The 20,363-nt window shown below is 69.8% G+C and carries 18 protein-coding genes; 8 read left to right on the forward strand and 10 right to left on the reverse strand.

All coding sequences use genetic code 11. The features are described 5' to 3' along the window. The first annotated feature begins 8 nt into the window (after window positions 1-8). From LDO27_RS03345 to LDO27_RS03360, 4 genes are all read left to right on the forward strand, one after another. Window positions 9-2,363: a DUF802 domain-containing protein gene (locus LDO27_RS03345; protein ID WP_224039651.1), complete on the forward strand. Its 2,355-nt coding sequence runs from the start codon at window positions 9-11 to the stop codon at window positions 2,361-2,363. Further along, window positions 2,360-3,007 carry an OmpA family protein gene (locus LDO27_RS03350; protein WP_224039653.1) on the forward strand — a complete coding sequence of 216 codons (648 nt, stop codon included), beginning with the start codon at window positions 2,360-2,362 and terminating at the stop codon, window positions 3,005-3,007. The genes LDO27_RS03345 and LDO27_RS03350 overlap by 4 nt, the downstream gene beginning before the upstream one ends. Continuing rightward, window positions 3,000-3,635: a DUF2894 domain-containing protein gene (locus tag LDO27_RS03355; RefSeq protein ID WP_224039654.1), complete on the forward strand. Its 636-nt coding sequence runs from the start codon at window positions 3,000-3,002 to the stop codon at window positions 3,633-3,635. The genes LDO27_RS03350 and LDO27_RS03355 overlap by 8 nt, the downstream gene beginning before the upstream one ends. 73 nt (window positions 3,636-3,708) lie before the next feature. Then, the gene (locus LDO27_RS03360; RefSeq protein WP_224039655.1) at window positions 3,709-4,350 is read left to right on the forward strand and encodes a DsbA family oxidoreductase; all 642 of its coding nucleotides are present in this window, start codon (window positions 3,709-3,711) and stop codon (window positions 4,348-4,350) included. A gap of 43 nt (window positions 4,351-4,393) precedes the next feature. Here LDO27_RS03360 and LDO27_RS03365 read toward each other — a convergent pair whose 3' ends face one another. Together LDO27_RS03365 and LDO27_RS03370 are read right to left on the reverse strand one after the other, a co-directional pair. Next, a complete protein-coding gene (locus tag LDO27_RS03365) occupies window positions 4,394-5,689 on the reverse strand; it encodes a YbfB/YjiJ family MFS transporter (RefSeq protein ID WP_224039656.1) in 1,296 nt (431 codons plus the stop codon). A 130-nt stretch (window positions 5,690-5,819) separates the two neighbouring features. Continuing rightward, complete coding sequence (locus tag LDO27_RS03370) at window positions 5,820-6,698, reverse strand: LysR family transcriptional regulator (RefSeq protein ID WP_222206599.1); 879 nt, start codon at window positions 6,696-6,698, stop codon at window positions 5,820-5,822. 142 nt (window positions 6,699-6,840) lie between these two features. Here LDO27_RS03370 and LDO27_RS03375 point away from each other — a divergent pair, with 142 nt between their 5' ends. Beyond that, on the forward strand, window positions 6,841-7,914 hold the full coding sequence (locus LDO27_RS03375; protein ID WP_222206602.1) for an MBL fold metallo-hydrolase: 1,074 nt from the start codon (window positions 6,841-6,843) through the stop codon (window positions 7,912-7,914). Window positions 7,915-7,958: 44 nt separating this feature from the next. Beyond that, entirely contained in the window at window positions 7,959-8,780 is an 822-nt protein-coding gene (locus LDO27_RS03380; protein ID WP_224039657.1) for an alpha/beta fold hydrolase, read from the forward strand. Window positions 8,781-8,798: 18 nt separating this feature from the next. Here LDO27_RS03380 and LDO27_RS03385 read toward each other — a convergent pair whose 3' ends face one another. From LDO27_RS03385 to LDO27_RS03415, 7 genes are all read right to left on the reverse strand, one after another. Continuing rightward, window positions 8,799-9,200 (reverse strand): hypothetical protein, encoded by a 402-nt coding sequence (locus LDO27_RS03385; protein ID WP_224039658.1) that lies wholly within the window; start codon window positions 9,198-9,200, stop codon window positions 8,799-8,801. A 55-nt stretch (window positions 9,201-9,255) separates the two neighbouring features. After that, window positions 9,256-12,360, reverse strand: coding sequence for an efflux RND transporter permease subunit (locus tag LDO27_RS03390; protein WP_224039659.1), 3,105 nt, complete (start codon window positions 12,358-12,360; stop codon window positions 9,256-9,258). Window positions 12,361-12,369: 9 nt separating this feature from the next. Then, entirely contained in the window at window positions 12,370-13,521 is a 1,152-nt protein-coding gene (locus LDO27_RS03395) for an efflux RND transporter periplasmic adaptor subunit (protein WP_224039661.1), read from the reverse strand. After that, window positions 13,518-14,153: a hypothetical protein gene (locus LDO27_RS03400; protein ID WP_224039663.1), complete on the reverse strand. Its 636-nt coding sequence runs from the start codon at window positions 14,151-14,153 to the stop codon at window positions 13,518-13,520. The genes LDO27_RS03395 and LDO27_RS03400 overlap by 4 nt, the downstream gene beginning before the upstream one ends. Next, window positions 14,150-15,418 carry a TolC family protein gene (locus LDO27_RS03405; RefSeq protein ID WP_224039664.1) on the reverse strand — a complete coding sequence of 423 codons (1,269 nt, stop codon included), beginning with the start codon at window positions 15,416-15,418 and terminating at the stop codon, window positions 14,150-14,152. The genes LDO27_RS03400 and LDO27_RS03405 overlap by 4 nt, the downstream gene beginning before the upstream one ends. Before the next feature lie 42 nt (window positions 15,419-15,460). Then, window positions 15,461-15,814: a hypothetical protein gene (locus tag LDO27_RS03410; RefSeq protein ID WP_224039667.1), complete on the reverse strand. Its 354-nt coding sequence runs from the start codon at window positions 15,812-15,814 to the stop codon at window positions 15,461-15,463. 80 nt (window positions 15,815-15,894) lie between these two features. After that, complete coding sequence (locus tag LDO27_RS03415; protein WP_222206616.1) at window positions 15,895-16,512, reverse strand: LysE family transporter; 618 nt, start codon at window positions 16,510-16,512, stop codon at window positions 15,895-15,897. 65 nt (window positions 16,513-16,577) lie between these two features. Here LDO27_RS03415 and LDO27_RS03420 point away from each other — a divergent pair, with 65 nt between their 5' ends. Beyond that, the gene (locus LDO27_RS03420) at window positions 16,578-17,501 is read left to right on the forward strand and encodes a LysR family transcriptional regulator (protein ID WP_224039669.1); all 924 of its coding nucleotides are present in this window, start codon (window positions 16,578-16,580) and stop codon (window positions 17,499-17,501) included. A 197-nt stretch (window positions 17,502-17,698) separates the two neighbouring features. Next, window positions 17,699-17,920 carry a DUF378 domain-containing protein gene (locus LDO27_RS03425; RefSeq protein ID WP_222206622.1) on the forward strand — a complete coding sequence of 74 codons (222 nt, stop codon included), beginning with the start codon at window positions 17,699-17,701 and terminating at the stop codon, window positions 17,918-17,920. A gap of 68 nt (window positions 17,921-17,988) precedes the next feature. Here LDO27_RS03425 and LDO27_RS03430 read toward each other — a convergent pair whose 3' ends face one another. Beyond that, window positions 17,989-20,340 carry a cytochrome P450/oxidoreductase gene (locus tag LDO27_RS03430; protein ID WP_224039672.1) on the reverse strand — a complete coding sequence of 784 codons (2,352 nt, stop codon included), beginning with the start codon at window positions 20,338-20,340 and terminating at the stop codon, window positions 17,989-17,991. Window positions 20,341-20,363: the final 23 nt, after the last annotated feature.

A 20,363-nucleotide genomic window follows, 5' to 3' on the forward strand; every position in this document is an offset into this window, starting at 1 on the left:
CGTACATCATGACCAGATACCTACTCCCTATCGCCGCTTTCGTGGCCGGCCTGATCGTGGTTGGCTGGATCGGCATCGGCTACGCGGGCTCCAACGCCCTGGGGCTGGCCGCGACGCTGCTGATCGGCGCGTTCTACGTGGCCGGTGCCTGCGAGCTGTACCGCTACCGGCGCGCGACCGACTCGCTGTCGGAGGCCGTGGCCGACCTCGCGCAGCCCCCGGCCACGCTGGCCCCCTGGCTCGAGCGCATCCACCCGAGCCTGCGCAATGCCGTGCGGCTGCGCATCGAGGGCGAGCGCGTCGCCCTGCCCGGCCCGGCGCTGACGCCGCACCTGGTCGGGCTGCTGGTGCTGCTCGGCATGCTGGGCACCTTCCTCGGCATGGTGGCGACGCTGCGCGGCACGGGCCTCGCGCTCGAAAGCGTGACGGACCTGCAGGCCATCCGCGCGTCGCTGGCGGCGCCGGTCAAGGGCCTGGGCTTCGCCTTCGGCACCTCGGTCGCCGGCGTGGCGACCTCCGCGATGCTGGGGCTGCTGTCGGCGCTGTCGCGGCGCGAGGCCATCCACACCGCGCAGCGGCTGGACGCGCGCATCGCGACGACGTTGCGCGTCCACTCGCGCACGCACCAGCGCGAGGAAGCGTTCCGGCTGCTGCAGCGCCAGACCGAAGCCATGCCCGCGCTGGTCGATCGGCTCCAGGCCATGATGAGCGCCCTGGAGCAGCAGAGCCAGGCGCTGAACGAACGGCTGGCCGCGAGCCAGGACGCTTTCCACAGCCGTACCGAAGCGGCCTACCAGGGGCTGGCCGCGTCCGTGGGCCAATCGCTGAAGGACAGCGTGGCCGACGGCGCGCGCGCCGCGGGCGCCGCGATCCAGCCGGCCGTGGAAGCCACCATGGCGGGCCTGGCGCGCGATACCACGGCATGGCGCGAGACCGTTGCGCAGGCGGTGCAGCAGCAGCTGGACCAGCTGTCTGCCCGCTTCGACACCACCACCGCCACCGTCGCCCAGACCTGGAGCCAGGCACTGGCGGAACACCAGCGCACCAGCGCAGCCATGACGCGCGACCTGGGCGCGTCGCTCGGGGAATTCACCGCCACGCTGGAGCAGCGCTCGGCGGGGCTGCTCGATGGCGTGGCCGCCCGCATCGACGCGGCGGCGGCCAATACGGCCGAGGCCTTCGGCACGGCGCTGTCCCACCACGAGCGCACGGGCAACCGGCTGGCCGAGGACAACCAGCGTGCGCTGACGGCCGCCGCGGCGGCCTTCGAGCAGCAGGCGGCCACGCTGGTGCAGGCCATGACGCGCTCGCATGCGGACCTGCAGGACGCGCTGGCCGCGCGCGACGCGCAGCGCCTGGCGGTCTGGAGCGACAGCTTCGGCGCCCTCGGCGCGACGCTGCGCGAGCAGTGGACCGACGCCAGCGCCCGGGCGGCGGCTCGTCAGCAGGAGACCTGCGACGCGCTGGCGCGCACCGCCCGCGATATCTCCGCCCAGACGCAGGCCCACGCCAGCAGCACGATCGCGGAGATCGACCGCCTCGTGCAGGCCGCGGCGCAAGCCCCCGAGGCTGCGCTGGCGCTGCAGGCCGAGCTGGCCCAGCGCGACGAAACACGTCTGGCCCACTGGAGCGACAACCTTGCCACCATGGTCGCCGCGCTGCGCGCCGAATGGGAGCAGACCAGCGCGCAGACGGCCAGCCGCCAGCAGGAAATCTGCGAGACGCTGGCGCGGATCGGCAGCGACATCGCGGCGCGCACGCAGGAACACGCGGGCAACACCATTGCGGAGGTGGCCCGCCTGGTCCAGTCCGCGGCGGAGGCACCGAAGGCCGCGGCGGAAGTCATCGCAGAACTGCGCGAAAAGCTCACCGAAGGCATGGCCCGCGACAACGCCATGCTGGAGGAGCGCAGCCGCATGCTGGAGACACTGGGCACGCTGCTCGATGCCGTCAACCACGCGTCGACCGAGCAGCGCACCGCCGTGGATACGCTGGTAACGACCACGGCCGATGTGCTGGACCGCGTCGGCACGCGCTTCACCGACAAGGTGGAGGACGAGACCGGCAAGCTCACGGACATCGCCGCGCAGGTCACCGGCAGCGCCGTCGAGGTCGCGAGCCTGGGCGAGGCGTTCGGCGCGGCCGTGCAGCTGTTCGCCGAGTCGAACGGCAAGCTGGGCGAACAACTGGCGCGCATCGAGGCGGCGCTGGACAAGTCCATGGCGCGCAGCGACGAGCAGCTCGCGTACTACGTCGCGCAGGCCCGTGAGGTCGTCGACCTCAGCATGCTGTCGCAGAAGCAGATCCTCGAAGACCTGCGGCGCCTGCCGGGCCAGCCGTCCCCGGCGGCCGAGGCGGCATGAGGGAGGATATCGACGCCGGCGTGGAACCGGCGGTGCCCGCCTGGGCGGTCTTCGGCGACCTGATGTCGGTCCTGCTCGGCGCCTTCGTGCTGATCCTGCTCGGCGTCGTCGCGGTCCAGATGGAGCTCTCCGCCAAACTGGAGGACGAGGTCAGGCAGCGGCAGCAGGAAATGCAGCGGCGCGAGACGCTGGAGAAAGCGCTGGCCGGGCCGCTGGCCGCCGGCCGCGTGACGCTCGTCAACGGCCGCATCGGCATCAACGGCAGCGTGCTGTTCGACCAGGGCTCGGACCAGTTGCAGCCGCAGGGCCAGGAAGTCCTGAAGAGCCTTGCCGGTCCGCTCGCCGCGTACCTGCGCACGCGCGACGATATGCTGATGGTCAGCGGCTTTACCGACGACCGGCGCGTGCGCGGCAGCAATCGCGAGTTCGCCGACAACTGGGAGCTGTCGGCCCAGCGTGCGCTGACCGTGACCCGGGCGCTGATCGAGGCGGGCGTTCCGCGCTCGTCGGTCTTCGCGGCGGCGTTCGGCTCCACGCAGCCCGTCAGTCCCAACAGCGACGCCGAGGGCCGGGCGAAGAACCGGCGGGTCGAGATCGCGCCTATCCCCCGCGTGTCGGCCGGCGGCACGAAGGCCAATGGCTGAGGAACAGGCACGCGACGCCCGCGCGCTGCTGGACGCCTGGCGCGACAGCGGCGCGGACCGGCTCGATCCGGTGCGCTTCGGCACCATGCAGGCACTGGCCCGCCGCGCCGAAGGCTACGACGGCGCCGTCCGGCGCGTGCTCGAAGACCGGCTCGCCGCGCTGGCCGACGCCTATCGCACTACGGTGGCGCGCGCGGCCGGGACGCAGGCCGCAGCGGATGCCGAAGCGAGCGCGCCCGGATCGGCCGCCCTGGCCGATCTCGTCGCGCGCATGCAGGGCAAGCCGCATGGCGGCGAACCCGATGGCCTGGCGAGGCTCACCGACTACTTCCGCGACACCTGGATCCAGGTGCGGGCCCGCCGCGAACTGCGGCACTCGGTCGAGCGCGTACCGGAGAACGCGGGCCCGCTGAACTCCAGCCACCTCGTGCAGCGCGCGCTGTCGCTGATGGGCGAGGTGTCGCCCGGCTACCTGCAGCAGTTCCTGACCTACGTGGACGCGCTATCGTCGCTGGAACGCCTGCAAGGCACGACCAGCGCGCCCGGCAAGGAGCCTTCCCAGGGCAGTGGCGCAAAAAAGGCCGCCCGCACCCGGCGGCCGAAGGACGGCGCGCGCGCCGGGACGTAGGACGCGCACCGCGTGCACGGCAGCGCGATTGCCGCTACCCTGTCGCCATCCCCTCGCCGATTCCGACCCCGCCATGAAGACTCCCCTCAAGATCGATTTCGTTTCCGACGTCGCGTGCCCGTGGTGCGCCATCGGCCTGCAGTCGCTGCAACAGGCGCTGGCAAGGCTGGGCGACGAGGTCGATGCCACCATCCATCTGCGCCCGTTCGAGCTTAACCCCGACATGGGCGGCGAAGGCGAACCCATCGCCAGCTATATGAAGCGCAAGTACGGCCGCAGCGAGGCCGAGATCGCGCAGACCCACGAGATGATCCGCCAGCGCGGCGCCGAAGTGGGCTTTACGTTCGGGCCGCGCACGCACGTGTACAACACCTTCGACGCGCACAGGCTGCTGTGGTGGGCCGATCTCGAGGGCAAGCAGCTGCCGCTGAAGCTGGCGCTGCTGCGCGCGTACTTCACCGCCGGCAAGGACGTCTGCAAGTACGACGTGCTGGTCGACGCCGCCACGGAGGCCGGCCTCGATGCCGCCCGCGCCCGCGAGGTGCTGGAGAACGACTGGTATGCCAAGGATGTCCGCGAGATGGAAAAGCGGTATCGGGACATGGGCATCACCTCGGTGCCGTCGATCATCTTCGACGACACCTACCTGATCTCAGGCGGGCAGCCGGTCGACGTGTTCGAAGGGGCGATCCGCGAGATCCTGGCGAAGAAGTAGCCGGGGCCCAGGCGGGCGGTCACCCTCACCGGCCCCCGCATGCTCACGACGGGCAGCACAAACCCCTGCCCTGCCCGTCCGGCCTCTGCCGTCCGCCAAGCCTTCGCCACACCCACCGCTCCAGACCTGGCAACGTCAGCACCAGCGTAACGATCAGCGCGCCGGTGGCCAGCGCGAACAGCAGCCGGTGATCCCCGCCCGTCGCGCTGAATACCGCCGAATAACCGTAGCCCGCCAGCGCCTGGAACGTGGCGAAGCTGATCGTGGCACGGCTCCAGGCGCGGCTCTGCGCATGCCGGTCATGCGGAATCAGCTCGTGAATCCGCGACAGCGCCAGCGGCACGATGCCCGGCGGAAACATGCCGACGAACACCGTCGCCACGCCAAGCCAGACAGCGTCGTGTGCGGCGCACAGGCTGCCCACCGCCACCGCCTGCACCAGCAACACCACCCGCAGCGCCGGCCGCGCGCCCAGTCGGTCCCCGATCCAGCCGAATAGTGGCGGGCCCATCATCGCGCCGATGCCGTAGAGCACCCAGTAACCCGCGCCCACGTGCGCGCCGGCGCCAAGTCCGCGAGCCACGAAGTCCACCAGAAACACCATCGCCGGTACCAGCGCGACGGCCATCAACCCATACTGCGCAAACAGCACCGCAACGCCCGCCTTGGCCTTCGGCAAGCCGTGGGCGGCCGGCGCCGCCGGCTCCTGCCCATGTGCCGGGGCGTCGGCGTGCGCCCGTTCGGCCGGCCAGGCGAACCACGTCAGCAGCGTCAACAGGGCCGAGACGGCGCCCAGGCCCAACCATGTCGTCCGCAGGCCGTCATGCAGCAGCAGCGGCACGATGGTCCCCGAGCCAGCGATACCGACCCCGATGCCAAGAAAGATCGCCCCGCTGGCGATACCCCGGCGCTGCGCCGGCACATGCGGCAGGACGGTGGCCGCCACCAGCACCATGATGGCGCCCCCGGAAACGCCCGACAGCAGCCGCCAGAAGAAAAACCAGGCCGAAGAGAGCGGATACGCGCAGGCCACGAAGGCCGCCGTCACCACCACCATCATCGTGCGCAACGCCCGGGGATTCGACATGCGGCGCCCGAGCGGATGCCCGACCAGCGCGCCGATCAGATAGCCGGCCAGATTGGCCGCGCCCAGGAACACGACCTTGTCCGCGGAGAACCAGTGCGCCTCGATCAGCGCCGGCACCAGCGGCGCGTAGGCGAACCGCGCGAGCCCGATGCTGGCGAGACTGGCCGCGAAGCCGGCGGCGATGTACAGCCATACGTGCCGGGTGGGCGCTGGGCCCGGCCGAACGGCGGGGGAAGAAGAAGCGGAATGCATGACACCACCTGTGTTGAGGGCGATCCCGATGGATCACGATGCGGCCGAGTATAGGACCGCAATGTGCCGCACGGATGCGGCACATTTTCATCGGCGTCATGCGTTTTTGCAGCGCTGGCGGGGGCCGGCGCTACGTGGCCGTGCCTGCGGCAAACTCCTGCGCCACGGCGTCGATCATCGCTCGCACGCGGGCGGTATGGCGCAGGTCCTGGTGGGTGACCAGCCAGACTTCGTAACGCCCCGCCCTCTCCCGGCCCGGCCAGATCCGCACCAGCCCCGTGCGCTCCGCCAGCGGCACGGGAATCTCGCCGATGGCCACGCCGGCGCGCACCATGGCCCGCAGCATCAGGCTCGAATTGACGCCGGACACGATGCGGCCCGCATGGATCGGCTCGCCGACCAGCGTCGGCATCCGGTTGCCGGCCATGTAGGGCTGGTAGATCGCCAGGTCATGGCCCGCGAAGCCCGCGCCCGGCTCCGGTTCGCCATGCGCTTCGAGATAGCCGGCGGACGCATAGAGGCCGACGGGCCAGCGCGCCAGCAGGCGGGTCACCAGATCGGGATTCTCCGGCTTGATATTGCGGATCGCGATGTCGGCCTCGCGGCGGGCCAGATTGAGCATCTGCGTCGACGTATTGAGCATGACCCGGACATCGGGGTGCGCCGCGTGCAGGCGCGCGATCGCCGGGATCACGAACTCCAGCGCCAGCGAGTCCGTGGTGGTCACCTTGACCTCGCCCTCCAGCCGGCTGTCCACACCCTGCGCCTGTCTCACCAGTTCGTTGGCGAACTGCTCCATCTTCTCGGCCGAGCGGAGCACGTTTTCGCCCGCGGGCGTCAGCGCATAACCGTCCGAGCGGCGCAGGAACAGCGTCGCGCCCAGCGCCCGCTCCATCGCGGCGATGCGCCGTCCCACCGTGGCCTGGTCCAGCCCGACCACCCTCGCCGCACGCCGGAGCGTGCCTTCTCTTTCGAGCGCCAGAAAAATGCGGGTGTCGTCCCAGTTCACGATACGGTCGGATGCGAGCAAAGGTTGGAGGGTACCAGAGCGATGGCGAGGTTCGTGCCGGCGCGCCCCCATACGAAGGCACTATGGCGCCGTCCCCGGAGCGCGCCTACTCTGCGCAGCGTTATCCACTCGGGACTTTCCCATGTTCTCCATCCTCAACCAGCTGCGCCGTTGGACCGGCCGCGCCGGCATCGCCCTTGCGGCTTCGTTCGTAGCCTGCGCGAGCGCGTCAGCGGCGGCGCCCCAGCAGCGCACGCAGGCGCCCGGCTTCTACCGGATGATGCTCGGCGACTTCGAGGTCACCGCCCTGCTCGACGGCACGCACGACTTCCCCGTGCGGGAGGTACTGAGCCGCCCCGCGCCGCCGCCTGCAACCGCCGGCCATGTCGCGTTGTCCGAATCCAACCCCGGCGAAGCGGACGCGCTGCTGGCGGCCGCCCATCTGGCCGCCCCCGTCGAGGGTTCGATCAACGCCTTTCTGATCAATACCGGAACCCGTCTCGTGCTGATCGACAGCGGCGCGGGTGCCCTCTATGGCGCCGAAGGGGGGCATCTGCTGGCGAACCTGCGTGCCGCCGGCTACCGGCCTGAGCAGGTCGACGACGTCCTGCTGACGCATCTGCACGCCGACCACGTCGGCGGCGTGGTCGATCAGGGCCGGATCGTCTTCCCCAACGCGACTGTCCACGTCAGCCGCGAGGACGAACGGTACTGGCTGTCACCGGCCAATCGCGCCACGGCGCCCGCGCTGCTGCATGCGATGTTCGATGCGGCATCCGGCTCGCTGAAGCCCTATCTCGCCGCCCAGCGGCTGCGCACGTTCGAAGCCGGCGCGGAAATCGTCCCGGGCATCCACGCCGAGGCGGACGCCGGCCACACGCCGGGCCACACCATCTATCGCGTCCAAAGCCGCGGGCAGACGCTGATCGCCTGGGGCGACACGGTGCACGTCGCGCCGGTGCAGTTCGCGGATCCGGGCGTCACGGTGCGCTACGACAGCGATGCGGCGCAGGCCGCGCAGCAGCGGCTGCGCCTGTATGCCGACGCCGCGCGGCAGGGCCACTGGATCGCCGCAGCCCATATCGCCTTTCCGGGCCTCGGGCACATCGGCGCCGGTGCCAGCGGGTTCCGCTGGATTCCGGCGAACTACACGACGCAGCTCGCGCCGCCTCCCTCGCCCCGGCCAGCGCGCGACGCCGGGGCAGCCGCCCGTTGACAGCCCCTCTTCGACTTTCCAACACCTCCGCAGGAACCACACGCATGACTACCATCACCGCCAAGGACGGCACCCAAATTTTCTACAAGGACTGGGGCAGCGGCCGCCCAGTCGTGTTTTCCCATGGCTGGCCCCTGAACGCCGATGCCTGGGACGCGCAGATGCTGTTTCTGGCCGGCAAGGGCTTCCGCGTGATTGCGTACGACCGCCGCGGCCATGGCCGCTCGGACCAGCCCGCGCAGGGCAACGACATGAATACCTATGCGGACGACCTCGCGGCCCTGCTGGATGCGCTCGACCTCCGCGACGCGACGCTGGTCGGCCATTCGATGGGCGGCGGCGAGATCGCGCGCTATATCGGCCGGCATGGCAGCCAGCGCGTGGCGAGCGCCGTGCTGATCGGCGCGGTGCCGCCGTACATGGGAAAGACGCCGGCCAATCCGAACGGGCTGCCGCCAGAGGTATTCGACGGCATGCGCAACGGCGTGGCAGCCAACCGCGCGCAGTTCTATCGCGACCTCGCGATGCCCTTTTTCAGCTTCAACCGTCCGGGCGCCAAGGTGTCCCAGGGCGCGCTCGACGCGTTCTGGTTGCAAGGCATGAGTGGCGGCATCCTGGGCCAGTACGCCTGCATCCGGGAATTCTCCGAGATCGATTTCACCGACGATCTGAAGGCGATGACCATGCCGACGCTCGTACTGCACGGCGAGGACGATCAGCTGGTATCGGCCGACAACACGTCGCGGCAGGCCGTGCGCTTCCTGAAGAACGGCACGCTGAAAACCTATCCCGGAGGCTCGCACGGCCTCTGCGTCGTCAACGCCGACGAAGTCAACGCGGACCTGCTGGCTTTCCTGACAGCCTGAGCGCCGTGCGCCCGCCGCCTATCTGACCGTAAAGCGCACCGTCACGGACTTGCCGTCGGCGAAGCGGACCAGCGCCACCGCCTTCGCGCCCTTGGCGAGCTGCATCCTGTCTGCGGCCACCAGCGCATTGCCCGCGCCCGCGGCCAGCGCGGTCTCGGTCTTCTGCGCGCCGGTGAGCACCGTGAGCTTGCCGGTGGCGCCGGCCACCGGCAGCTTGCGGTCGTGGTCGTCGACATAGAGGGTGACGGTGCCGTCCCGGTTGACCAGTTCGAACTGCAGGTCGCTGGCGACCTGAACCACCCCGCCGTACTGCGCGGGCTTGGCGCCATGCGCCAGCACTATCGCGGGGGCGGCCAGGCTCGCTGCCATCCATGCCATCGCCAGCCGCCTCTTCAGCCGTGTCTTCAATTGCTGCTGCATCGTTCATTCGCTCCAAGGTCGCGGCGACTTGCGGGCGTCGCCGCCGGGGCCCGTTTCAATACGACTCTTCGCCCTCTCGCGCGAGGATGGCTTCGAGGGGCTTGCGTCCGAACAGCCAGAACGCCAGTGGCGTCAGCAGCGAATCCAGAATGGTCGAGCTCACCAGCCCGCCGAAGATCACGATCGCGACTGGATGGAGGATTTCCTTGCCCGGCGCATCGGCCGAGATCAGCAGCGGAATCAGCGCGAAGGCGGCCACCAGCGCGGTCATCAGCACCGGGGTCAGCCGCTCCAGCGAACCGCGCACGATCATCGGCACGCCAAAGGTCTCGCCTTCGAAGCGGCACAGATTGATGTAGTGGCTGACCTTCAGGATGCCGTTGCGCGTGGCGATGCCCGTCAGTGTGATAAACCCGACCATCGAGGCCACCGATAGCGTCAGTCCCGCCAGCCACATCGCCAGCACGCTGCCGATCAGCGCGAACGGAATGTTGGCCATGATCACAAGCGCCAGCGTGCCGGACCGATAGCGCGAGTACAGCACCAGGAAGATCAGTGACAGCGAGACCAGCGACAGCATCACGATCAGCCGGGTGGCCTGTTCCTGGGCCTGGAACTGTCCCTCGATGCTGACGAAGTAGCCGCTCGGCAGCCCTGCGCCGCCGACGGCATCGCGCACGCCCGCGATCACCCCCGCCATGTCGGAGCCGTCGGTGTTCGCGGAGACGACGATGCGGCGGCGGCTGTTCTCGCGGCCGATCTGGTTCGGGCCATCTCCCTCCTCCACCGTGGCGATCGCCGCCAGCGGCACAGGGCCGCGCGGCGAGTCCAGCATCACGCGCGCCAGATCCTGCGGGGTGCGGCCGGCGTCGGGCAGGCGGACCACCAGATCGAAGCGGCGCACGCCCTCGATGACCTGCGTGATGCGCGTGCCGTCGGAAAGCGTCTGCAGCGCCTTCAGCGCTTCGCCGGCGGGAATGCCGTACTGGGCCGCCGCGCGGTAGTCCAGCCGGACATTGACCTGCGGAATCAGCACCTGCCTCTCCACCGTGATATCGACCAGACCGGGCACCGCAGCCAGCCGCGACCGCAGGGTTTCCGCCAGCCCGCGCAGCGTGTCGAGGTCGTCCCCATAGAGCTTGAGCGCGACCTGCGCGCGCACGCCGGACAACAGGTGGTCGAGCCGGTGCGAGATGGGTTGGCCGATCGCCACCGAGGCCGGCAGCGTCGCCATCTGCGCGCGGATGGCGGCCATCACCGCTTCGCGGCTGCGCGCCGACGGCTTCAGGTCCACGTCGAGCTCGGACGAATGGACGCCCTCGGCGTGCTCGTCCAATTCCGCGCGGCCGGTGCGCCGGCCCACCTTCGTCACCTCCGGCACCTGCCGGACCAGCGTTTCGGCCAGCGCCCCCATGCGGTTGGCTTCGCTCAGCGAGGTGCCCGGCTGGAAGATCAGCGACATCACCAGCGAGCCCTCGTTGAACGCGGGGAGGAATGCGCGCGGCAGGAAGGGCACGGTCGCCGCCGCGAGCGCCGCGGCCACGGCAGCCCCGACCAGGATGCCGCGGGCCTGGGGCAACGACCAATGCAGCAACCGCGCATCGGTCCGCTTGAGCCACCGTACCAGCGGGCTGTCGTCGCGATGCAGCCGCTTCATGCCGGGCAGGAGGTAATACGACATCACCGGCGTGACGGTCATCGACACCAGCATCGACGCCAGGATGGACACGATATAGGCGATGCCGAGCGGCGCGAACAGCCGTCCTTCGATGCCCGGCAGCGCGAACAGCGGCACGAACACCAGCACCACGATCAGCGTGGCGTAGACGATGCCCGAGCGCACCTCCACCGAGGCGCGCCATATCGCTTGCAATACCGGAGGCGGGTCCGCCATGGTGGCGCGCTGGCGCAGCCGCCGCAGGATGTTCTCCACGTCCACCACCGCATCGTCGACCAGCTCGCCGATGGCGATCGCCAGCCCGCCGAGCGTCATCACATTGATGGACTGGCCCAGCAGCTGAAAGACCAGCGCGGTGACCGCCAGCGACAGCGGAATCGCGACCAGCGAGATCGCCGTGGTCCGCACGCTCAGCAGAAAGGCGAACAGCACCACCGCCACCATGATCGCGCCATCGCGCAGGGCCTCGACCACGTTGCCGATCGACGCCTCGATGAAGTCGGCCTGGCGGAACAGCACCTGCGGCGGCGCGACGCCCGGCGGCAGGCCCTGCTTCAGTTCCGCCAGCGCGGCCTCGATATCGCGGGTCAGCCGGACCGTATCGGCGGCCGGCTGCTTCTGGATGCTGGCGATCACCGCCGGCTTGCCGTTGAAGCCCGCGTCGCCGCGCTTGATCGCCGCCGCATGGCGCACGCCCGCGACCTGTTCCAGCAGCACGGGCGCGCCGTTCCTGTAGGCGACGGCCAGCCCCTTCAGGTCATCCAGCCGCTGTGTGCGCCCGAGGTTGCGGATCAGATATTCCCGGCCGTTCAGGTCGATGAAGCCCCCGCTGGTGTTGGCCGCGAAGTCGCGCAGCGCGGTCTCGATCTGCGCCAGCGTGACGCCGAACTGAGCCATCCGCGCGGTATCCGGTTCCACGCGAAGCTGGCGCACCTCGCCGCCGATCGGGATCACCTGGGACACGCCGGGGATCGACAGCAGGCGCGGACGCAGCACGAAGTCCGCGTATTCGCGCGCCTGCATGGGGCTGGCGCGGGCGGGGTCGATGGGCAAGGCGATCAGCATGATCTCGCCCATGATCGACGAGACCGGTCCCATGACCGGCGTCAGCCCGCCCGGCAACTGCTCCTTCACCAGCGTCAGGCGCTCGGCGACCAGTTGCCGGTTGCGGTAGATGTCCGTGCCCCAGTCGAACTCCGCGTAGACGACGGACAGGCCGACGCCCGACACCGAACGCACCCGCGTGACACCCGGCATGCCGTTGAGCGTGGTTTCCACGGGGAACGACACCAGCAGTTCCACCTCCTGCGGCGCCATGCCGCCGGCCTCGGTGATCACCGTGACCAGCGGCTTGTTCAGGTCCGGGAAGACATCCACGGGCGTGCGCCATGCGGTCAGCGCGCCGTAGACCATCAGCATCACGGCGATGGCCAGCACCAGCAGCCGGTTGCGCAGACTGGCGCGAACGATCCAGTTGAACATGCGCGTCCCCTAGCGGATCTGGTTGACCAGCGCGGCGCCGGACACCACCACGCGGTTGTCCGCGGCCAGGCCCTTGATGGCGACGACGGTGCGCGCGTCGAGCGCCACCGCTTCCACCGGCTGCGCGACAAAGCGCTGGGCACCCGCCTTGATCCACACGATGGTCTCGTTGCCCGGCCCGCGCACCAGCGCCTCGCTGGGCAACGCAATGCCGGTGACCGTGTCCGCCAGCCGCGCGATCACGGTGACCGGCTGGCCCACCGCGAGCGGCACCGCGCCGACCTCGCCGCTGGTGCGGAACAGCAGGGGCACTGCACCATTGCGCAGGCTGCGGCCCGCGCCGACGAAGGCCAGCGCGCCACCAGCGGGCTGCCGGAGCGCGCCATCGCGGATGCGCGCGGCCAGCGCCGGGTCCGCCGTGCTGGCCTCGATCAGCAGCCGCGAAGGATCGACCACTTCGTACAGCACGTCTTCGGCCGCCACCACCTGGCCGGCCACCACGTTCGAAGTCGCAATCACCCCGCTGGCCGGCGCCCGCAGCGCTTCGACCTGCCGCAGGCTACGGCCCACGGCGCTGCGCTGTCCCGTCAGGCTCAGGACCTCCGCGCGCGCGGCTTCGATCTCCTTGCGGGGGACGCTGTCCTGCAGCGATTCGAGGCGTTGCAGACGCTGCTGCGCCAGCTTCAGGCTTGCGCTCAGGCTGGCAAGCTGCGCCTGCTGGTTGCCAGCCTCGTAAGGCGGAGCCTTGTGCCGCAGCAGCGCGAGCACGTCGCCCTTGCGTACGCGCTGGCCCAGTGCCGGAAATCCGCCCGGCGGCGGCTCGATCCAGCCGGGATATCCCGCCTGCAGGCGGCCGCCGGCATTGGGATCGATCGTCACCACCGCGTTCAGCTCGACGGTCCGCGGATGCTCGCCCTGCGTCGCGACCACGGTGCGGATGCCCATCCTGCGCTGCGCGAGCTTGGGCACGTGGACGCTGCCATCGGGCAGCCGCGCCAGACCGGCTCCCGTGGCTGCGGCCGGCGCATCGAGATGCTCGCCGCTCGGTCCATGCGCGCCGGGCCCGGCGAACGCGGGCATCGGCGCGAAGGCCATCAGCGCCATCGCCGCGAAGAATGCCGATGCGACGGCCGATGCCAAGACGTTGGTGTTCCCGTTCATGGCTGTTCCCGCCTGGAAGATTGGAGACGGTGCAGGCGCCGGGCCAACGCCGGCACCGACACCAGCACGGCGATGGCCAACACCAGCAAGCCGACCCACAGCCAGCGTGAGCCGTGCAGCCATCGCTCCTGCGCGTGGGCGTCGGCGGCCACCTGCAGCGTGCCTTCCATCAGGTCGCTATCCCCGCCCGCGACCAGCGTAAAGACCAGCGGATGCGTGCCGGGCTCGCGCAGCGCCCGCAGCAGCGCCTCGTCGGTGAAGGCGAAGTCGCCGGCATCGGCATGCAGCTTGCCGCTGGCCCGGATGCCGTTGAACTCGACCTCCAGCGTGCCCTCTGTCACGGGGTCGTTGGTGGCGTAGCGATCCACCATCACCGACAGTTCGCCGGCCGCCAGCGTGCCGACCAGCTCGAACATCTCGGTGTGGGCCTCGATCACCGGCTGCTGGCCCTGGGCCGCGGCAGCATCGGCGGCCGCATGGTCATGATCGCCCTCGGGGCCGTGGGCGTAGACGGTCCCCGCGAGCATGGCCACGACGACGATCAGGACCAGGACTGGCATCGCGGCCAAGGCATGACGGCGCTTCTTGATGGCCCACGAAGACCGCGGTTGTGGGGTCGATAGTCTGTTCATGGCAGGACTCCAAGGGCCTGATTGAGAGTGGCAATGGCAAGGCCGTGGCGGGCGCGCTGGCGCGCGAGATCCGCCTCCGCTTCCAGTGCCTGGTTCTGTGCCCGCAGCGCTTCGGTCAGCCCGATCTCGCCGAAGTCGAAGGTCTTGCGCAACAGCGCCGCGCGCTCGTTCAACGCCGCGCTGCGCTCCGCGTTGAGCGCGAGCTGGCGTTCGGCGAGCGCAAGCGCCGCGGTGGCCGCGTCGATATCCGAGCGCACCACGCGCTCGGTGCGCTGCACATCCGCGCGCGCCGTCATCAGCTCGGTCTGCGCGGCGGTCTCGCGCGGCAGGTTGCGCGCGTCGGTCGCGAACGGAATGCGCACGAAGACACCGATGGTCCGGTCGCTCGGCTGGCCGCCGCCCGCCCTGTCGGTCCGGTAGGCGACGCCGACCTCGGGCGGATCGCGGCGGGACTCGCGCAGGTAGCCGACCTGCCGCTCGGCGCGAAGCAACGTGCGCTGCGCCCCTTCGACGAGCGGATGCAGCGGATGCAGCGACGGGTCGTCCGGCTTGGCGGCGATTTCCAGATAGCGCAGCGGCAACTGCGCAACTCCGGTGGCCTGCTGCAGGCGCGCGCGTGCCTCGACCACCCTCGCCTCGGCCTCGACCAGTTGCGCTTCGGCCGCGAGGTGATCCTGCCGCGCCAGCAACAGATCCGTCCTGGCCAGATCGCCGGCCGTCACCCGTCGATGCACATCGTCACGCAGCGACGCCGCGACCTGCACGCGCCTGCGCAGCGCATCCCGCTCGCCTTCGCTGGCGGCAAGCGCCCAGACGCGCACGCGCACCTCGGCGGCCAGGTTCAGGCGGGCCAGGCCCGCCCCGGCCTCGGCTTCGGCGGCCTCCGCATCGGCCAAGTCGCCGCGCGCGGCACGCTGGCCGGGCATCCAGATGGGCACCGCCATCGCGATCTCGCTTTCGCGGGTGCCGCGGCTGTCGGTCATGCTGTCGCCGCGATGAAGCAGTTGCACGGACGGCGGGCCGGCGATCAGCGAGTCGGCCTGCACGCGGCTCGCGGCGGCCTGCAGGCGGCGGCCCTCGGTAGCCTGGACCGCCACGGACCGCTCCCACGCGGCGTCGAACAAGGCGCGCAGATCGGGCAGTGCCGGCTGTGCATGCGCGACGGCAATGCCCGCCAGCGACGAGACAAGGAATACGACTGTTTTGAGCATGAGAACCCCAACGCGAAGCGCGGACCAGCAATGCGGCGGGGCGGCCGGGCGCAAGCGCGCACGGCGGCTGGAATCAGAAGGACGAAGGCCCCGCCGTCAGGCGGGCAGATGAGGCGGTCTTAGCGGGGGACTGCCGGTGGGATCGGGCACGTAGCCGTGGCGGAATCCCGGCGCCGGCTGCGCATGCGGCAGCACGGGCACCAGGAACGGCGTCGCCACGACGCCCTGGAAGTTCGCGCTCGAATCGAACTCGAGCAGGTGGGAAAGCGAGGACTGGGAGTCGTCGTGCTCGATGTCGCCGTCATCGTCGTGATGATGCGGGACATGTTCGGCGTGGGCCATCAGGTGTTCCAGCATGGCGCCGGCCGAGTGCGCGAGCTGGCGGTCCGCCGCGGCAAAGGCCTGCAGCGGCAGGATCAGCATCAGGAGAATGGCTACGACCCGCGACATGGGCGCGATTCTACACCAGCGCCTGCCGCCGGTTCTCGACCCCGCCCGCGAAGCCGGGCCGCCGGCTCAGCGCGACACGGTCAGCGCGACACGCTGGCGCTGGCCAGCAGCCCGCCGAAGCCGATCAGCAGCGCGCCGAACGCGCGGTCGATCCAATGCCGCACGCGCAGCATCCGCGCGCGAACCGCGCCTGTCGAAAAGAACAGTGCGACCAGCACGAACCACACCACGTGCGCCACCGAGATAAAGGCGCCGTAGCCGAGTTGCACCGGCAGCGGCGTGCCCGGCTCGGCCACCTGCATGAACAGGCTGACGACAAAGACCGTGGTCTTCGGATTCAGCGCATTGGTCAGGAAGCCGGTGCGCAGCGCGCCGAAGTCCGACACCGCCGCCAGCGCGCCGGAGGGCGCCGTGGTGCCCGGCCCGGCACGCAGCATCTTCACGCCGAGGTAGACCAGGTAGGCGGCGCCCACCAGCTTGAAGGCATGGAACAGCGCGATGGACCGGCTGATCAGCAGGCCGATGCCAAGCAGGGTGTAGCCGACGTGGACCAGCACGCCGAGCCCGATGCCGAGCGCCGTCATCACGCCGGCACGCCGGGACAGCATGAGGCTGGTGCGGGAGACCATGGCGAAATCGGGGCCGGGACTGATCACGGCCAGTATGGTGATGGTGACTACGGCTATCAGTTCTGTCATTGGCGGGACATCGTATGAAGTAGACTGCGCGGCAGATTAACGCCGTCTTGCGCGCAGGAATAACGATGTCTTCTGACAATGATGGTGAGCTGCACTCACGATTCGGGCCGAGTCGCATGCCCTCCCTCGCGGGCCTGCGCTGCTTCGAGGCTGCGGCAAGGCTGGAAAACTTCAGCCGGGCGGCCGACGAACTGCACCTGACACATGGGGCCATCAGCCGCGCGGTGCGCAGCCTGGAGGAAGACCTGGGCGTGGCCCTGTTCGAGCGCCGCAGCCGCCGCGTCTTTCTGACGGACGCGGGACGCCGCCTGTACCGGGCCGCCCACGATGGCTTCGCGCTGATCCAGGAGGCGGCGCACGAACTGCGAACCCCGCCGCGCGACACGCCGCTGGTGCTGTCGTGCGAACCAACGCTGCTGATGCGCTGGCTCATTCCCCGCTGGCCCGCGTTCCAGGCCACACATCCGGACATTTCCGTGCATCTGGTCGCTGGCGGCGGTCCCTTCTCGTTCGGCGACGGCATCGATCTGGCGATACGCCGCAACGACTTCGCGTGGCCGGGCTCGCTCCATGCCACACCGCTGTTCGCGGAGCGCATCGGGCCCGTCTGCCGGCCCGACAAGGTGGATACGTTCTTCGACAACGCCAGCGCGGCCCCGCGTCTGGCGCGCGGCGCGCCGCGCCTGCAGACCCGCACCCGGCCCGACGCGTGGCGCGACTGGGCCAGATTGTCCGGGCAGCGCCAGAAGGCGGCGCGCGAGCAGGCGTTCGAGCACTTCTATTTCAGCCTGCAGGCCGCGGTGGCGGGCATCGGCGTGGCGATCGGCCCGTGGCATCTGGTCTGCGACGACCTGGCCAGCGGCGTTCTTGCGGCGCCGCTCGGTTTTGTCGAGGACGGTTCGCACTACTGCCTGCTTGCGCCCTCGGCGTGGGAGGCGGGCAGCCAGCCGGCGCGGCTGGCCGCGTGGTTGCGCACCGCGGCGCAATAGCTTCCAGCGTCCGCCGCCGCACCGGGGGCCCGATGTAGCACCGGCATAGGCAAAAGCACCCGCATTGGCAAAACTACACCGGCCGGCAACGCGCGAAGTGGCGCAGGGCGGGTTTCCGCCGTACCTTCGCCGCTCGCCGCGGATGGAACGGAAGTTGCGCTTGCAGTGCCTGCTTGTCCCTAACCCAGGAGAACGACATGGCTGCAGGAAGAACCACGACGGTAGGCGCGATCAGCCTGGTATTGCTGATCATCGGCGGATTGAACTGGGGACTGGTTGGCCTGGCCAACTTCGACCTCGTGGCGGCGATATTCGGCGAGGGCTCGATGCTCTCGCGAATCGTCTACATCATCGTCGGCATCGCCGCGATCGTGACAGCCGTGTTGTTCGCGCGGCTGGTGCGGGTGGAGCCGCACTAGAGCCGCACTAGCGCCGCACTAGCGCGGCCCGGCCGGCGGCGAGCGGTCCGCCGCCGGCCGGGACTTGATCAAAGCTCCAGCACGAGGCGCCCGCCGTTCCGGGCGCGGGAGCAGCACGCCATCATGCGGTTGTTGGCCTCGCGCTCGGCGCGCGTGAGCACGACATCGCGGTGATCGATCTCGCCCGCCAGCACGCGCACTTCGCACGAGCCGCACAGCCCTTCCTCGCAGTCGCTCTGCACATCGATATTGACGCCGCGCAGCGCGCTCAACAGGGTCTGGTCGGCCGGCACCGCGACCACAAGCCCAGAGTCCTTCAACTCGACCTCGAACGGCTGCTCGTGCTCGGGGTCCAGCGTCTTGGGCGCCGAGGCGAAGTGTTCGATGCGCAGCGCATCGTCCGGCCAGCCGGCGCAGGCGGCCTCAAGGGCCTCGATCATGCGCGCCGGTCCGCACGCATAGACGTGCGTGCGCGCATCGGGCCGCGCCAGCAGCGCCGCAAGGTCGTTGCGGCCGCCTTCTTCCTTCACGTACAGATGCAGGCGTTCGCCATGCAGCGCGGCAAGCTCGTCGACCATCGCCATCGACGCGCGCGAGCGGCCGCTGTAGTGCAGCGTGTAATCCATGCCCAGCGCTTTGGCCCGCCGCGCCATCGCGCTGATCGGCGTGATGCCGATACCGCCGGCGATGAAGATGACCCGGGAGGAGCCCTCGTCGAGCCGGAAATGATTGCGCGGCCCACGGATGCGCAGGCGGTCGCCGGTCTTCACGTGGCCATGCACCCAGGCCGATCCGCCCCGGCTCTGCGCCTCGCGCAGTACCGCGAACTCCAGCGCGCCGGTGTCGTCCGGATCGCCGCAAAGCGAATACTGGCGCGACAGCCCGGTATCCCCGCATTCGACGTCGATATGCGCGCCCGGCGACCAGCGCGGCAGCGGCTTGCCATCGGGCGCGACCACGCGCAGCCTGACGATGTCCTCGGCGAGCGGCGTGACGGCTTCCACCACGACGGTGCGGCCCAGCGCATGCGTGCTTGGCTCGCCGATGCGCACCGGCACCTGCGTGGCAAGCAGCGAAGCGTCGCGGCGCTCGGGATTCTGCGCCGGGTCCCATTCCACCCACAGATGCTCGGGACCGCGGAACGAGGTGTTGGGCACATAGGTGAAGGTCTGCTCCGACAGCCGCATATGGGGCAGGCGGCGCGTCAGTTCCTCCAGGAAGATCTGCATCTCCATGCGCGCGAGATTCTTGCCCATGCACTGGTGCGAGCCATAGCCGAAGGTGAGCTGGTCGCTCGCGTTGTCGCGGCGGATGTCGAACAGGTCCGCATCGGCGAAGTGGCGTTCGTCGTGATTGGCCGACGAGGTCACGATCAGCAGTTTCGATCCGGCGGGAATGGCCTGCCCGCCCACCACGGTGTCGCGCGTGGCCAGCCGGCGCCATGCCGCCACCGAGCCGTTGTGGCGCAGGCATTCTTCCACCGCGTTCGGAATCAGCGCGGGGTCCTCGCAGATCTCTCGCCAGACATCGGGATGCTGCAGCAGCAGCTTCAGCGCATTGGCCGTGGCGTTGGCGGTGGTCTCGTGCGCCGCGACGATGCCGGCCATCATCATCGAATGCAGGTAGGAGTCGGTGACGACCTCGGGCAGCTCCTTCTGCTTACGGATGCCGTACTGCATCCAGCCCGGGCCGGACGGGTCCTGCCGCATCTTGTCGAGCACCTTGCCGGCGAACTGCCAGAAATTGCCGACCGCGTGGGCGACGGCCACCTGCTCTTCCGGCTTCGGCCGGCCCCAGGTATTGACGGTATGGGCGATGGAGTACTGCCGCAGCAGGTCCATGTCCTCCTCGGGCACGCCCAAAAAATGCAGCGCGACGGTCAGCGGCACCTCCCACAGCATCTGGTCCACCAGGTCCGCCTTGCCGTCGTCGATGAAGCGGTCGACATACTCGCGCGTCAGGCGCCGCACCATCGGTTCGTGGTGCTTCAGCGCCTCGGGCGTGAAGGGCTCCATCAGCGCGCGCCGGCGTGGCATGTGGGCCGGCTCGTCCTCGTTGACCAGCGTGCGGTTCATCGCATAGCCGTAGGACGCCAGCACCGCATTGGCCTCGGGGCCGGTGGGCGTGATTTTTTCGAGAGCGATGGAAGGGCTGAACGTCTGGTTGTCGCGGAAGATCGCCTTGATGTCGTCGTAGCGCGTCACGACCCAGTAGCCCAGCTGCGGGCTGTAGAACACCGGCTCCTGCTCGCGCGCCCAGCGCACGTACTCGGGCGGGTCCTGCTGGTAGCCGTCGCCGAATGGATCGAACTCGGCGGCGCGCGCGCTGATCGGGCAGCCGGTGGGACCGCGCTGGCCGGAGAACTGGCGATGGTCGATGGGGCAGCCCCGCGTGGTTGGCGTGTCGCTGGCTTGGCTCATGCTGGTTCTCCGGTGATGCGGTA

It is taken from the genome of Cupriavidus respiraculi, assembly GCF_914271545.1.
In the GTDB taxonomy this organism is placed as follows: domain Bacteria; phylum Pseudomonadota; class Gammaproteobacteria; order Burkholderiales; family Burkholderiaceae; genus Cupriavidus; species Cupriavidus respiraculi.

Coding starts and splice junctions, on each gene's coding strand:
- LDO27_RS03345 (WP_224039651.1), top strand. CDS start 9: ATGACCAGATACCTACTCCCTATCGCCGCTTTCGTGGCCGGCCTGATC.
- LDO27_RS03350 (WP_224039653.1), top strand. CDS start 2,360: ATGAGGGAGGATATCGACGCCGGCGTGGAACCGGCGGTGCCCGCCTGG.
- LDO27_RS03355 (WP_224039654.1), top strand. CDS start 3,000: ATGGCTGAGGAACAGGCACGCGACGCCCGCGCGCTGCTGGACGCCTGG.
- LDO27_RS03360 (WP_224039655.1), top strand. CDS start 3,709: ATGAAGACTCCCCTCAAGATCGATTTCGTTTCCGACGTCGCGTGCCCG.
- LDO27_RS03365 (WP_224039656.1), bottom strand. CDS start 5,689: ATGCATTCCGCTTCTTCTTCCCCCGCCGTTCGGCCGGGCCCAGCGCCC.
- LDO27_RS03375 (WP_222206602.1), top strand. CDS start 6,841: ATGTTCTCCATCCTCAACCAGCTGCGCCGTTGGACCGGCCGCGCCGGC.
- LDO27_RS03380 (WP_224039657.1), top strand. CDS start 7,959: ATGACTACCATCACCGCCAAGGACGGCACCCAAATTTTCTACAAGGAC.
- LDO27_RS03385 (WP_224039658.1), bottom strand. CDS start 9,200: ATGCAGCAGCAATTGAAGACACGGCTGAAGAGGCGGCTGGCGATGGCA.
- LDO27_RS03390 (WP_224039659.1), bottom strand. CDS start 12,360: ATGTTCAACTGGATCGTTCGCGCCAGTCTGCGCAACCGGCTGCTGGTG.
- LDO27_RS03395 (WP_224039661.1), bottom strand. CDS start 13,521: ATGAACGGGAACACCAACGTCTTGGCATCGGCCGTCGCATCGGCATTC.
- LDO27_RS03400 (WP_224039663.1), bottom strand. CDS start 14,153: ATGAACAGACTATCGACCCCACAACCGCGGTCTTCGTGGGCCATCAAG.
- LDO27_RS03410 (WP_224039667.1), bottom strand. CDS start 15,814: ATGTCGCGGGTCGTAGCCATTCTCCTGATGCTGATCCTGCCGCTGCAG.
- LDO27_RS03415 (WP_222206616.1), bottom strand. CDS start 16,512: ATGACAGAACTGATAGCCGTAGTCACCATCACCATACTGGCCGTGATC.
- LDO27_RS03420 (WP_224039669.1), top strand. CDS start 16,578: ATGTCTTCTGACAATGATGGTGAGCTGCACTCACGATTCGGGCCGAGT.
- LDO27_RS03425 (WP_222206622.1), top strand. CDS start 17,699: ATGGCTGCAGGAAGAACCACGACGGTAGGCGCGATCAGCCTGGTATTG.
- LDO27_RS03430 (WP_224039672.1), bottom strand. CDS start 20,340: ATGAGCCAAGCCAGCGACACGCCAACCACGCGGGGCTGCCCCATCGAC.